Annotated in this window: 11 protein-coding genes; 6 read left to right on the top strand and 5 right to left on the bottom strand. The window is 68.8% G+C overall.

Annotated features, from left to right (window positions below; all coding sequences use genetic code 11):
* The first annotated feature begins 444 nt into the window (after positions 1–444).
* From ACIBBB_RS00430 to ACIBBB_RS00415, 4 genes are all read left to right on the top strand, one after another.
* The gene (locus ACIBBB_RS00430) at positions 445–4,287 is read left to right on the top strand and encodes a GH92 family glycosyl hydrolase (RefSeq protein ID WP_398977194.1); all 3,843 of its coding nucleotides are present in this window, start codon (positions 445–447) and stop codon (positions 4,285–4,287) included.
* Between the two features lie 94 nt (positions 4,288–4,381).
* Entirely contained in the window at positions 4,382–4,546 is a 165-nt protein-coding gene (locus tag ACIBBB_RS00425; protein ID WP_398977193.1) for a helix-turn-helix domain-containing protein, read from the top strand.
* A 3-nt stretch (positions 4,547–4,549) separates the two neighbouring features.
* Complete coding sequence (locus ACIBBB_RS00420; RefSeq protein WP_398977191.1) at positions 4,550–5,089, top strand: DUF5753 domain-containing protein; 540 nt, start codon at positions 4,550–4,552, stop codon at positions 5,087–5,089.
* The gene (locus tag ACIBBB_RS00415; RefSeq protein ID WP_398977189.1) at positions 5,086–5,289 is read left to right on the top strand and encodes a DUF397 domain-containing protein; all 204 of its coding nucleotides are present in this window, start codon (positions 5,086–5,088) and stop codon (positions 5,287–5,289) included. Before ACIBBB_RS00420 ends, ACIBBB_RS00415 begins: the two co-directional genes overlap by 4 nt.
* A gap of 47 nt (positions 5,290–5,336) precedes the next feature.
* On the opposite strand, the gene ACIBBB_RS00410 is transcribed toward ACIBBB_RS00415, so the two are convergent.
* The 5 genes from ACIBBB_RS00410 to ACIBBB_RS00390 all read right to left on the bottom strand — a co-directional run bounded on the left by ACIBBB_RS00410 (position 5,337) and on the right by ACIBBB_RS00390 (position 11,914).
* Positions 5,337–5,666: a hypothetical protein gene (locus ACIBBB_RS00410; RefSeq protein WP_398977187.1), complete on the bottom strand. Its 330-nt coding sequence runs from the start codon at positions 5,664–5,666 to the stop codon at positions 5,337–5,339.
* An 18-nt stretch (positions 5,667–5,684) separates the two neighbouring features.
* On the bottom strand, positions 5,685–7,409 hold the full coding sequence (locus tag ACIBBB_RS00405) for a hypothetical protein (protein WP_398977185.1): 1,725 nt from the start codon (positions 7,407–7,409) through the stop codon (positions 5,685–5,687).
* 268 nt (positions 7,410–7,677) lie between these two features.
* Positions 7,678–10,392, bottom strand: a complete 2,715-nt coding sequence (acnA, locus tag ACIBBB_RS00400; RefSeq protein WP_398978738.1) for an aconitate hydratase AcnA — start codon at positions 10,390–10,392, stop codon at positions 7,678–7,680.
* Positions 10,393–10,704: 312 nt separating this feature from the next.
* A complete protein-coding gene (locus tag ACIBBB_RS00395; RefSeq protein WP_398977183.1) occupies positions 10,705–11,325 on the bottom strand; it encodes a dihydrofolate reductase family protein in 621 nt (206 codons plus the stop codon).
* 91 nt (positions 11,326–11,416) lie between these two features.
* Entirely contained in the window at positions 11,417–11,914 is a 498-nt protein-coding gene (locus ACIBBB_RS00390) for a helix-turn-helix domain-containing protein (RefSeq protein ID WP_398977181.1), read from the bottom strand.
* A 182-nt stretch (positions 11,915–12,096) separates the two neighbouring features.
* Between ACIBBB_RS00390 and ACIBBB_RS00385 the strand changes: the two genes are divergently transcribed.
* Both ACIBBB_RS00385 and ACIBBB_RS00380 read left to right on the top strand, forming a co-directional pair.
* Positions 12,097–12,849, top strand: a complete 753-nt coding sequence (locus tag ACIBBB_RS00385) for an SDR family oxidoreductase (protein ID WP_398977179.1) — start codon at positions 12,097–12,099, stop codon at positions 12,847–12,849.
* 106 nt (positions 12,850–12,955) lie between these two features.
* Positions 12,956–13,156, top strand: a complete 201-nt coding sequence (locus tag ACIBBB_RS00380; protein ID WP_398977177.1) for a DUF4236 domain-containing protein — start codon at positions 12,956–12,958, stop codon at positions 13,154–13,156.
* Positions 13,157–13,184: the final 28 nt, after the last annotated feature.

Genomic DNA, 13,184 nt, shown 5'->3' with positions numbered 1-13,184 from the left:
GAATGGTTCGCGGCGGGGTGCGTCACTGCGTCACGGCACCCAACCGCCCCCCGTCTCCCGGTCCTTCGCCGTTCGAAACCTGGCGAGGCGGACGCCGACAGGTATAGTCCACTCCAGGTCGAGTGAGCAAGATCGAAAGCAGGTTTGGGCGGGAGTCTTTCCCTAGTTGAGACCTCCGGCGGGTTTCAGAAGACCCGCGTGGCATCCGTACGGATCTCACCATATTTTCCGGATCGCGGACGCCGCGATATCCGGCCCACTCGCGCGCTCTCGGCACGCATAGTTATGTGCACATTCAACGCATCGCTTTTGGCGGAATGGCCGGTTTCTGTCATCTCACACCGGCAACACCCTTGACACCATGCGCCTCTTGCATCACTACTTAACCGGCGCATGACTTTTGACAACGTTGTCCATCATGCTTTCGCAGGAGGAAGGCTCGGGATGCAGCGCACACCAAGACCCCGGCACACGCAGTACCGCAACGCCGCCCTGGTAGCGGTCGCTTCGCTGCTCGTCGTCACCGCACACTCGGCGGCTGTCGCACAGCCGTCCAGGGCCGACGCCCCCAAGGACTCGTTCGCCTCCTCCTTCGAGGAGAGCGACACGCAGCCCAACTGGCGCGACACCGTAGAGACCGGAGCCGACGGGGAGAAGCGCTCCTCGGGCGTGACCGGGGAGTTCAACGCCGGCATCCCCGGCAATGTCACCGAACGGGTCGTGGAGCTGCGTGCCAGCGACGAGAACACGGGCGGCGGCGAGGGCAAGGAGAACCTGGTCGACATCCAGTCCAGCACCAAGTGGCTGGCCTTCGAGCCGACCGCCTGGATCGAGTTCGACCTGGACGCGCCCACCAAGGTCGTGACCTACGCGCTGACGTCGGCGAACGACCACGCCGAGCGCGACCCGAAGGACTGGACGCTCCAGGGATCGACGGACGGCAAGGAGTGGAAGACCCTCGATTCCCGAGTGGACCAGACCTTCGGCGAACGATTCCAGACAAAGTCGTACGACTTCGACAATCCGACCGCGTACGCGCACTACCGGCTGGACATCACCAAGAACAACGGCGCGGGTGACGCCACCCAGCTCGCCGACGTCCAGTTCTCCGACGGCGACACGACCACGCCGCCGCCCGCCGACATGCGCAGCCATGTCGACAGCGGCCCCGGCGGTTCCCCCACGGCCAAGGCCAACGCCGGCTTCACCGGAAAGCGCGCGCTGGAGTACGCCGGTTCGCACAAGCCTGACGGCCGGGCCTACTCGTACAACAAGGTCTTCGACGTCGACACGGCCGTGCGCGCCAACACGGAGCTGTCGTACCGGATCTACCCCTCCATGCCGGAGACGGACCTGGGCTACCCGGCCACGAACGTCTCGGTGGACCTCGCCTTCACCGACGGCACGTACCTGAGCGATCTGAAGGCTCTCGACTCGCACGGCGGGCTGATGAGCCCTCAGGGCCAGGGCGAGGCCAAGCGGTTGTACGTCAACCAGTGGAACGCGGTCGCCTCCCGGATCGGCTCCGTCGCCGCCGGCAAGACGGTCGACCGGATTCTCGTCGCGTACGACTCCCCGAAGGGCCCGGCGAAGTTCCAGGGCTGGGTGGACGACATCGCGCTGGCCGTGAAGGCCCCCGAGAAGCGCCTCGCGCATCTGTCGGACTACGCGTCCACCACGCGCGGCACCAACTCCAGCGGCTCCTTCTCGCGCGGCAACAACTTCCCGGCCACGGCGGTGCCGCACGGTTTCAACTTCTGGACCCCGGTGACCGACGCCGGATCCACGAGCTGGCTGTACGAGTACGCGCGCGACAACAACAGCGACAACCTCCCCACCCTGGAGGCGCTGTCCGCGAGCCACGAGCCGAGCCCCTGGATGGGCGACCGGCAGACCTTCCAGCTGATGCCGTCGACGGCCGCGGGCACGCCGGACGCGTCGCGCTCGGCGCGCGCGCTGCCGTTCCGCCACGAGAACGAGATCGCCCGGCCGCACTATTACGGCGTCACGTTCGAGAACGGCCTCAAGACGGAGATCACCCCCACGGACCACGCGGCCGCGATGCGGTTCACCTATCCAGGTGACGACGCGAGCCTCGTCCTGGACAACGTCAACAACAACGGCGGTCTGACCATCGACGCCGCGAGCCGCTCCTTCACCGGCTACTCCGACGTGCGCAGCGGCGGATCGGCGGGCGCCACGCGGCTGTTCGTGTACGGCGTCCTCGACGCGGCGGTCAAGGACAGCGGCAAGCTGCCGGGCGGCGGCGGCAAGGACGTCACCGGATTCGTGCGCCTCGACGCGGGCCAGGACCGCACGGTCAACCTGCGGATCGCGACCTCGCTGATCAGCGTCGACCAGGCGAAGAAGAACCTGGCGGACGAGCTGCCGGCCGACCTCGGCTTCGACCGGGTCAAGAAGGACGCGCAGCGCGCCTGGGACGACATCCTGGGGAAGGTGGAGGTCGAGGGCGCGAACAAGGACCAGCTCACGACGCTCTACTCAAGCCTCTACCGGCTCTACCTGTATCCCAACTCCGGCTTCGAGAACACGGGTACGAAGAAGAAGCCGCGGCAGCAGTACGCCAGCCCCTTCGTACCGAAGATGGGCACGGACTCCCCCACGCATACGGGCGCGAAGATCGTCACGGGCGAGGTGTACGTCAACAACGGCTTCTGGGACACCTACCGGACGACCTGGCCCGCGTACTCCTTCCTGACGCCCAAGAAGGCCGGGGAGATGGTGGACGGCTTCGTCCAGCAGTACAAGGACGGCGGCTGGATCTCCCGCTGGTCCTCCCCCGGCTACGCCGACCTGATGACCGGCACCAGTTCGGACGTGGCCTTCGCGGACGCGTACGTGAAGGGTGTCGACTTCGACGCGAAGGCGGCGTACGACGCGGCGCTGAAGAACGCGACCGTGGTGCCGCCGAGTTCGGGCGTGGGCCGCAAGGGCATGGAGACGTCGCCGTTCCTCGGCTACGCCTCCACGGAGACCCATGAGGGCCTGTCGTGGTCGCTGGAGGGCTACCTCAACGACTACGGCATAGCGAAGATGGGCGAGAAGCTCTACAAGGAGACGGGCCAGAAGCGGTACAAGGACGAGTCCGAGTACTTCCTCAACCGCGCACAGAGCTACGTCTCGCTCTTCGACTCCCGGGCCGACTTCTTCCAGGGCCGGAACCTGAAGGGCGACTGGCGGGTCCCGAGCGACGAGTACGACCCGCGGGTGTGGGGTTACGACTACACCGAGACGAACGGGTGGGGCTACGCCTTCACGGCGGCGCAGGACTCACGCGGTCTCGCCAACCTGTACGGCGGGCGCGCGGGTCTCGGCGACAAGCTGGACGAGTACTTCGCGACGCCGGAGACAGCGGGCGCGGAGTTCGTGGGGTCCTACGGCGGCGTCATCCACGAGATGACGGAGGCGCGGGACGTCCGGATGGGCATGTACGGCCACTCCAACCAGGTCGCGCACCACGCCACGTACATGTACAACGCGGCCTCGCAGCCCTGGAAGACGCAGGAGAAGGTCCGCGAGGTGCTCGGCCGCCTCTACACCGGCAGCGAGATCGGGCAGGGCTACCACGGCGACGAGGACAACGGCGAGCAGTCGGCCTGGTACCTCTTCTCCGCGATGGGCTTCTACCCGCTGGTGATGGGCAGCGGGGAGTACGCGGTGGGCTCGCCGCTCTTCACGAAGACGACGGTGCACCTGGAGAACGGGAGGAAGCTCGTCGTCTCGGCGCCGGAGAACAGCGACAAGAACATCTACGTGCAGGGCCTGAAGGTCAACGGCAAGGCGTGGAACTCCACGGCGCTGCCGCACGACCTGCTCGCCAAGGGCGGCACGCTGGAGTTCGACATGGGCGCGGAGCCGTCGGCGTGGGGCACGGGCAAGGACGCGGCGCCGGTGTCGATCGCCAAGGACGACAAGGTGCCTTCGCCGAGGACCGACGCGGTGACCGGCTCGGGCGCGCTCTTCGACAACTCGTCGAAGACGGCGGGCGCGGCGGGCGGTTCGGTGGACCTGCCGGTCACGTCGGCGACGGAGGCGGTCCAGTACACGCTGACGTCCTCCAAGGCGGAGACCTCGCCGCGCGCGTGGGAGTTGCAGGGCTCGGCGGACGGCGAGACCTGGAAGACCCTGGACAAGCGGTCGGGCCAGTCGTTCAGGTGGGACCAGCAGACGAGGGCGTTCTCGGTCACCTCGCCGGGGTCGTACGAGCACTACCGTCTGATGACGAAGGGTCAGGCGGATCTGGCGGAGGTGGAGTTGCTGCGGTAGCGGTTCTGCCCGCGGACGGGGCACCGGCGTTGGCCGGTGCCCCGTTCCTCGTTTCCTGTGCGCGTTGTGGCGTTCAGTGGCTACGCTGGGTCACATGCCGCAACCCAACAGTCTCGACGCGTACTCCACCCCACGGGCCTTCTACGGAGCGGAACTTCGCCGCTTGCGGGAAGAGGCCGGTCTCACCCAGACCCAGCTCGGCGAGCGCGTGTTCTGCACCGGCTCGTACATCGGGCAGTTCGAGTCGGCGACACGGTGACCGATGGTGGACCTGTCGCGGATGATCGACGAAGTGCTGGGCAGTGGCGAGCACTTGCAGCGTCTGGCGAAGCTGGCGCGGAGCACGAGCATCGCGGACTACTTCGCGGACGCGGCGGCGCTGGAGCCGCTGGCGCGGTCGATCTGCACGTACTCACCGCTGGTGATTCCGGGACTGCTCCAGACCGAGCACTACGCACGCGCCATCACGCACGCGTCGCTGCCGCTGGGCGGTCCCGACTGCATGAGTGAACAACTGGGCCGTCTGGTCTCGCTGGGGCGAGCGCGGCGGGTGATCATGCAGGTGGTGCCGTACACCGCGTCGGCGCACGCCTTCGTGCAGGAGACGTTCCGTCTGATGACCTTCGGCGACGCGCCGGACGTGGCGTACACCGAGGGCTCGCACACGGGCCAACTCATCGACGACCCGGCGCTGGTGAGCCGCTTCCACTCGTCATACGATCTGGTCAGGGCCGCCGCGTTGTCACCGATGGCATCCCTCGACTGGCTCGAATCGACGGCGAAGGACTACACGACACCATGAGCGCGACAGCCGACATGACCAGCCTCACCTGGCGCAAGTCCTCGTACAGCAACGGCGAGGGGGGCGACTGCGTCGAGGTGGCGGACGGCCTCCCGGGAGCCGTCCCTGTCCGCGACAGCAAGGCCCCCCAGGCCGGCGCGCTCATCCTCCCCGCACCGGCCTGGACCGCATTCATCACTGGCGTCAAAACCCAGCAGTAGCCACCCCCACGGCACGCGCACCGCGGCGCGCCACCACCACCGCCGACTCAACTCATCGCGACGCGCGCGGACTTCCTGATGTCGTAATACACCACGCGAGTGCTGTCGCCCAATTCCAGTTGGAGCCGCCGCGCCAATCGCTCCCCCCTTTCCCCGAAGTCTTCCGCTTCCTGGGGAGTGCGGAATCCGGAGTCGACCGGGTTGTCCTGATCAAGGGTGGCGTCGAAATCGGCACCCCACTGGTCGAACTCTCGGGCGAGGCCGACGCTGATGGGAAGCGTGTCCGGCGCCACGTTCTCGGAGGCGTGCCCCCGATGCACCCAGGTGGGGAAGCACTGGTAGTCCGCGTGGACACGTACGGTCATCTCGTTGGACACAGTCGGCTCACCCTCGTATCAGTCATCGGGAAGACTTCGCGGATTGGCCCCCACAATGAAGCCGTTGCTGCCCACGGTAACGGCCACGCGCTGCGTCCTGCCCTGGTACGTGAGTTCATAGATGGGCCGCCCGGTCCCCGATCCCTGATATCCGACTATCTCTCCCTCGGCAGCGGCCTCGACGACGAAGTCCGCGATGTCGTCGCGGGCAATTCCCTGCTGCTCGAATTCCGGGGCGTGTTGCATCACGTGGGTCAACCCCGCCCTCTCGTTTCCCTGTTCGAGGAAAATCACCCTTCCGTCTCTGTCCCTCGCGGTTCGGACGAGATCTTCCGGACTGAACCTGACCCCGTTCTCTTCCAGCTCCGCGACATGCTCGGGGTCCACGGCCTCGCCGGGCGGCTGATCAGGGCGCTCGTCCGGCTGATCGGAGTCCGGCGCCGATTCGCCGTCGGGGACGTCCTGGTCGCTGTCCGGGGTGTCCCTGTCGCTGCCGCCGCCCAGTCGGTCCGCCCAGCGGGCCTGGCCGTAGTACGGGATGAACGACGAGCCGACGTTCCAGCCGAAGAGGCCGACAGCCTGGCCGTAGTCGCCGTTGTTCCACGCCTCGCGGACCTCGTCGCCGACGAAGCTGTCGTCCAGTACGGTCAGCCCCAGGTTGAGGGACGCCTCGCCCCAGTCCCCGATCGCACCGAGGTAGTCGCCGCCGGACCACCTGTCCGCCGCGCCCTCGGCGTCGTCCAGCCACTGCTCGCCGAGGTCGCGGCCGTAGTCCACCACGTCCTCGATCGCGGCCCCCGGATCGGTGATCGTGTCCCAGCCGTCGGAGAGGTCGCCCCCGATGCCGTCGATGACGACGCCTTCGAAGGCGCCGCCCACCTCCTCCCCGGCGCAGTCCAGGAAGGCGCCGAAGCCGGACGTACAGCTCTCCCCACCGTCGTCCCCGTCCCCGCCCTCTTCGCCGTCCTCGCGTTCGCCCCCTTCGTACGTCCCGTCCGGGTCGCGCAGGGCGGGGTCGTAGGCGCCGTCGTCGTCGTGGATGTCGGTGCGCTCGTACGGGTCGCCGGGCTCCTCGCCCGGCCCGTAAGCGCCGTCGGCGCTGTGGTCGCGGCCTGATCCCCCGGCGCCGCCCTCCGTGCCGCCTTCGGCAGCCGCCCCGGTGTCGGCCCCGTCGCCGCCGCACGCGCTTCCGGTGATCCCGCAGACCGCGGAGCGCAGGCCCCCGCTGATCTGTCCGCCGACCCCGGTGGCGACCAGCCCCGTGACGATCGCGGCGACCAGGACGATCAGCCCCACGTACTCGGTGGCGCTCTGGCCACCGTCCGTACGCCACTTGATCATCCGCGCGAGCCGGAACGGACGGCGTTCCGCCCGCTCGGACTTCGGCAGCGCGAACCACTCGCGTGACTCCCGCCGGAAGATCAGTACGGTGACCGCGACGGGCACCACCAACTGCGTGACGCCGCGCCCCGATCCCTGGCCGAGCGTCCCCAACGCGCCCACGATCAGCCACACTTGGACCGCGATCAGCGCCCATCGCACCCGTACCCCGCCGGCCCACGTCTTCCGGGCCAGCACGAGCGCGGCCACCCCGGGCGCGGACGCGTACAGCAACAGCCCGAGCGCCCAGCCGTCCACCGCGTCCACCGACGCGGCCGCCGTCAGGGCGCCGGTCGTGCCCAGCACCGTGACACCGAAAAGGAAATAGAGCAGAACCGATGCCGCGCGCAACTCCCGCGGCATCCATCGACGGCCCCCGCCGTCCCCCACCGTTACGTCAGATCCCCCAACTACGGGATCCCCCATACCCGTTGCTGACATAGCACCTGACGCTAGATCAGCGCATCCGTCCCTTCATGGGCCCTGAGGCCCGAAACGGGGCCCATTGGGGCCCGTTCTCCATTGGGGTCCCCTTTGGGCCCTTCGGGACGGAACCGCGCACGGATCCGCACACGCCGAAGGGCCGCACCCCACGCGTGTTCACGCGCGAAGTGCGGCCCCTCGGTGACGCCTACTTGCGGATCAGGCTGCGGAGCACGTACTGCATGATCCCGCCGTTGCGGTAGTAGTCCGCCTCGCCCGGGGTGTCGATGCGGACGACCGCGTCGAACTCCACGCCCGTGTCGGTCGTGACCTTGACCGTCGCGGGCGTCGTGCCGTCGTTCAGCTCGGTGACGCCCGTGAAGGTGAACGTCTCCTCGCCCGTCAGGCCGTACGCCAGCGCCGACGCGCCCTCCGGGTACTGGAGCGGCAGCACGCCCATGCCGATCAGGTTCGAGCGGTGGATGCGCTCGTACGACTCGGCGATGACGGCCCTGACACCGAGCAGCGCCGTACCCTTCGCCGCCCAGTCGCGGGACGAGCCCGAGCCGTACTCCTTGCCCGCGAGGACGACCAGCGGGGTGCCGGCCGCCTGGTAGTTCTGCGAGGCGTCGTAGATGAAGGAGACCGGTCCGTCCGGCGCCGTGAAGTCGCGGGTGTAGCCGCCCTCCGTGCCCGGCGCGATCTGGTTGCGCAGGCGGATGTTGGCGAACGTGCCGCGGATCATGACTTCGTGGTTGCCGCGGCGCGAGCCGTACGAGTTGAAGTCACGGCGCTCGACGCCGTGCTCGTTGAGGTACTTGCCCGCGGGGGTGTCCGCCTTGATCGCGCCGGCCGGGGAGATGTGGTCGGTGGTGACCGAGTCGCCCAGCATGGCGAGGACGCGCGCGCCCGTGATGTCGGCGACCGGGGTCGTCTCCATCGTCATGCCCTCGAAGTACGGGGGCTTGCGCACGTAGGTGGACTGCGGGTCCCACTCGAAGGTGTTGCCGGTCGGGATCGACAGCGCCTGCCACTGGGCGTCGCCCGCGAAGACGTCCTGGTAGGACTTGTTGAACATGTCCTCGCCGATGGCGGAGGCGACGACCTCGTTGACCTCGGCCTCGCTCGGCCAGATGTCTTCGAGGTGGACGGGCTTGCCGTCCTGGTCCACGCCGATCGCGTCGCGCGTGATGTCCACCTTCATGGAGCCGGCGATCGCGTAGGCCACGACCAGCGGCGGGGACGCCAGGTAGTTCATCTTGACGTCGGGGTTGATCCGGCCCTCGAAGTTGCGGTTGCCGGAGAGCACCGCGGCGACGGCCAGATCGTTCTCGTTGACCGCCTTGGAGATCTCCTCGTCCAGCGGACCCGAGTTGCCGATGCAGGTCGTGCAGCCGTAACCGACCAGGTTGAAGCCGAGCTTGTCCAGGTACGGCGTGAGGTTGGCCTTGTCGAAGTAGTCCGTGACGACCTTCGAGCCCGGCGCCAGGGTCGTCTTGACCCACGGCTTGCGGGTGAGGCCCTTCTCGACGGCCTTCTTGGCGACGAGCGCGGCGGCGACCATCACGTACGGGTTCGAGGTGTTGGTGCAGGAGGTGATCGCGGCGACGGTGACGGCGCCGTGGTCGATCTCGTACGTCGAACCGTCCGGCGTGATGACCAGGGTCGGGCGGGTCGGCACCCCGTTGGAGGTGGCCGGCGAGTCGGAGGCCGGGAAGGACTCCTTGCCCGCCTCCTCGTCGTCCGTCACGTAGTTGCGCACGTCGAGCGCGAACTGCTCCTTGGCGTTGGCCAGCACGATGCGGTCCTGCGGGCGCTTGGGGCCCGCGATGGACGGGACGACCGTGGCGAGGTCCAGCTCCAGCTTCTCGGAGAAGTCGGGCTCGGCGGCCGGGTCGAGCCAGAGGCCCTGTTCCTTGGCGTACGCCTCGACCAGCGCGAGCTGCTGCTCGTCGCGGCCGGTCAGCTTCAGGTACTTGATGGTCTCGGCGTCGATCGGGAAGATCGCGGCGGTGGAGCCGAACTCCGGCGACATGTTGCCGATGGTGGCGCGGTTGGCGAGCGAGGTGGCGCCGACGCCCTCGCCGTAGAACTCGACGAACTTACCGACGACGCCGTGCTTGCGCAGCATCTCGGTGATCGTGAGGACCAGGTCGGTGGCGGTGGTGCCGGGGGTCAGCTCGCCGGTCAGCTTGAAGCCGACGACGCGCGGGATGAGCATCGAGACGGGCTGCCCGAGCATCGCGGCCTCGGCCTCGATCCCGCCGACGCCCCAGCCCAGCACACCGAGGCCGTTGACCATGGTGGTGTGCGAGTCGGTGCCGACGAGGGTGTCGGGGTACGCCTGGCCGCCCCGGACCATGACGGTGCGGGCCAGGTGCTCGATGTTGACCTGGTGGACGATGCCGGTGCCGGGCGGGACGACCTTGAACTCGTCGAATGCGGTCTGGCCCCAGCGAAGGAACTGGTAACGCTCCTTGTTGCGGCCGTACTCCAGCTCCACGTTCTGCGCGAAGGACTCCGGCGTGCCGAACTTGTCGGCGATGACGGAGTGGTCGATGACCAGCTCGGCCGGGGCCAGCGGATTGATCTTCGCCGCGTCGCCGCCGAGCTCCTTGACGGCCTCACGCATGGTGGCGAGGTCCACGACGCAGGGCACGCCGGTGAAGTCCTGCATGATCACGCGGGCCGGGGTGAACTGGATCTCCCGGCTCGGCTGCGCCTGCGAGTCCCACCCACCGATCGAACGGATGTGGTCGGCGGTGATGTTCGCGCCGTCCTCGGTGCGGAGCAGGTTCTCCAGCAGCACCTTCAGGCTGTAAGGGAGGCGCGCTGAGCCCTCGACCTTGTCCAGCCTGAAGATCTCGTACGACTCGTCGCCCACGCGCAGCGTGCTGCGGGCGTCGAAGCTGTTCGCCGACACGACAGTCTCCTTCATGAATGTGCGCGTACTACCGCGCCGCGACGCATGTGCGGCTGTGACGCCGCGCGGTGCCGCCAACGGGCTGCTCGCCGATCCGCTAAGGTAAGGCTTAGTTAGGTTCGCCTTACTGCCTGGCGGCTGCGGTACGCCTTCGGCAGATATCTCGATGTCGAGATAACTCTAGTACATGACCGCTGCGAGGTCATGCCCGGGAGCCATGTGTTCGCGCCCGGATACGACGGTGTCGACCTGGCGGCGTCGCACACCGCCTGGGGGGTCCTCGCAGGGCCGGCGACAGCCGCCGCCCCTTCGCTATTTGAGGATCCGGTACTTGAGGTGGGTGGCGCCGGGAGTGTCGACCACGCGGATCGGTTCGAGGTCGTGCGAGCCCAGCCCGAGGTTGTCGAAGAGCCGGAGACCGGCGCCGAGCAGCACGGGGATCACATGCAGCTGGAGCTCGTCGACGAGGCGGGCCTTCAGATACTGCTGGACGGTATCGGCGCCGCCCGCGATGTCGACGTTACGGCCGTCCGCGGCGGCCTTGGCCTGGTCGAGCGCGCTGTGGATGCCGTCGGCGACAAAGGTGAAGGTCGTGCCGCCCTCTTTGACGAGGGTGGGCGCGGGGCGGTTGGTCAGGACGAAGACCGGGGCGCGGAACGGCGGGTTGTCCCCCCAGAAGTCCACCCCGGAGTCGTACATGAGCCGGCCCATGACCACGGAGCCGGTCGCCTCGAACCACTCGCGCATGATCTCGGAGTCGCGGTCGGCCTCACCGCCGCCGAGGCCCGCGCGCTCGCGCCAGCTGGACCGGGCGTGGATCCAGCCGCCGATCTGGTCGGCGCCGTGGCCTCCAGGGTTGGCCACGCTGTGTCCAGTACCGGCGATATAGCCGTCGAGCGACATGGTCATGTCGGCGGTGACGGTGACCGTCATGAGGGTGCTCCTTCATTTCCAGGAAAGTTCCGTACGTGGACGTCCGGCGTGAAGGCGTCGATCGGCGGACGTCGAATTCGACGTGCGCGGATCACTTGTCCGTATGACGCGCGTCACGTCGCGAGGCGTGCAGCGAGCCGAGGAGCGCGAGCGAGTCGGCGTCGGCGCCGCCGGGCGCGGCCGTGCCGACGAGCAAGTGCCGGCCGGGCGTCCCCTGGACGTCGAAGGTCTGGTACGCCAGCTCCGGGTCCACGCGGTCGCCGCGGTCGCCGCGGTCGGCGTCGGGCTCGTCCGCGGTCCGGCGCGGGGCTTTCGGGGTGAGGCCGGCCAGGCGGTACGCGTGGCCGACGGCGTCCGCGTCGAGCCGTAGGGCCTGGGCGAGGGCGTCGACCACCGGGCCGGACGGGCTGCGCTCGCGGCCCTGCTCCAGACGGGCGTAATAGTCGGCGCTGACCCCGGCGAGGACGGCGACCTCCTCACGCCGCAGCCCCGCGACCCTGCGCGCTCCGGAGCTGGGCATTCCGACGTCGGCGGGCTTGAGCCGGGCGCGCCGGGCCCGAAGGAATTCGCCCAGTCCGTGACCGTTCATGGGGCGAAGCGTACGTCGCGGCGCGCCGCGCGGAGAGCCGTGCCCGAGTGCTCCTCGGCGGGCCTGGGTGCGACACACCCAGGAAGTCCCGCCCTGCCTCACGGCCGGGATCCGGCGCATGCTCGCCGTACCCCACCCGTCCCGGCACATCTCCCGGCACATCTCCCGCGAAGGACTCCCCCGTGACCATCCCCGCCACGCCCGCCCCCTCCCCCGCCGGCAAGGTCGTCCTCATCACCGGCGCGAGCAGCGGCATCGGCGAGGCCACCGCCCGGCGGCTGGCCGCCTCCGGCCACCGGCTCGTCCTCGGGGCCCGCCGCACCGGGCTGATCGCCACCCTCGCCCGGTCCATCCGGGCGGCCGGCGGCACCGCGGACCACCACGAACTGGACGTGACGAGCCTGGAGAGCATGCGGTCGTTCGTGCGGGCGGCGCGCGAGCGGCACGGGCGCGTGGACGTCCTCGTCAACAACGCGGGCGTGATGCCGCTGTCCATGCTGGACGCGCTGAAGATCGACGAGTGGAACCACATGATCGACGTCAACATCCGGGGAGTACTGCACGGCATCGCCGCCGTACTGCCCGTGATGCGCGAGCAGGGCGCCGGGCACGTCGTGAACATCGCCTCCGTCTCCGGGCTCCGCGTCGACCCGACGGCGGCCGTCTACAGCGCGACGAAGTTCGCGGTCCGCGCCATCTCGGAGGGACTGCGGCAGGAGAGCCGCGACGTGCGCGTCACGGTGGTCAGCCCCGGTCTGACGCAGAGCGAACTGACCAACGCCATCAGCGATCCCGGCGTGCGCGAGTCGGTGCGCGACAGCATGGGGATCGCGATCCGGCCGGACGCGATCGGCGAGGCGATCGATTACGCGATCGGCCAGCCGCCGGAGGTCGACGTCAACGAGCTCGTGATCAGGCCGACGGCCCAGGGTTGAGGCGGCCACTCTCCGTCAATGTCGGCACGGGCAGACATGGATGGCGGCCCAGCGGAAACCCGTACCGCCAACAGGGCTTCACCCAGGCCGACTTGAGGAGAAGACCGTGCCGATCACCTTCCGTAAGAGCTTCCGGATCCTGCCGGGCGTACGGCTCAACATCAACAAGCGTTCGTGGTCGATCACCACCGGCGGCAGGAACGGACCGCGCCGCACGACGAGCAGCACGGGCCGACGCACCACGTCGATGGATCTGCCCGGCCCCTTCGGCTGGCGCAAGACCACGACGAAGCGGCGCGGCCACTGAGCCGCACGGCCGTACCTCGCTCGCCGAT

This window comes from Streptomyces sp. NPDC051217, from assembly GCF_044455465.1.
Classification (GTDB): domain Bacteria; phylum Actinomycetota; class Actinomycetes; order Streptomycetales; family Streptomycetaceae; genus Streptomyces.
Note: the sequence above shows the minus strand (reverse complement) of the source record. Positions and strands in the feature narration are given on the sequence as shown.

Coding starts and splice junctions, on each gene's coding strand:
- ACIBBB_RS00430 (WP_398977194.1), top strand. CDS start 445: ATGCAGCGCACACCAAGACCCCGGCACACGCAGTACCGCAACGCCGCC.
- ACIBBB_RS00425 (WP_398977193.1), top strand. CDS start 4,382: ATGCCGCAACCCAACAGTCTCGACGCGTACTCCACCCCACGGGCCTTC.
- ACIBBB_RS00420 (WP_398977191.1), top strand. CDS start 4,550: ATGGTGGACCTGTCGCGGATGATCGACGAAGTGCTGGGCAGTGGCGAG.
- ACIBBB_RS00415 (WP_398977189.1), top strand. CDS start 5,086: ATGAGCGCGACAGCCGACATGACCAGCCTCACCTGGCGCAAGTCCTCG.
- ACIBBB_RS00405 (WP_398977185.1), bottom strand. CDS start 7,409: ATGCCGCGGGAGTTGCGCGCGGCATCGGTTCTGCTCTATTTCCTTTTC.
- ACIBBB_RS00395 (WP_398977183.1), bottom strand. CDS start 11,325: ATGACGGTCACCGTCACCGCCGACATGACCATGTCGCTCGACGGCTAT.
- ACIBBB_RS00390 (WP_398977181.1), bottom strand. CDS start 11,914: ATGAACGGTCACGGACTGGGCGAATTCCTTCGGGCCCGGCGCGCCCGG.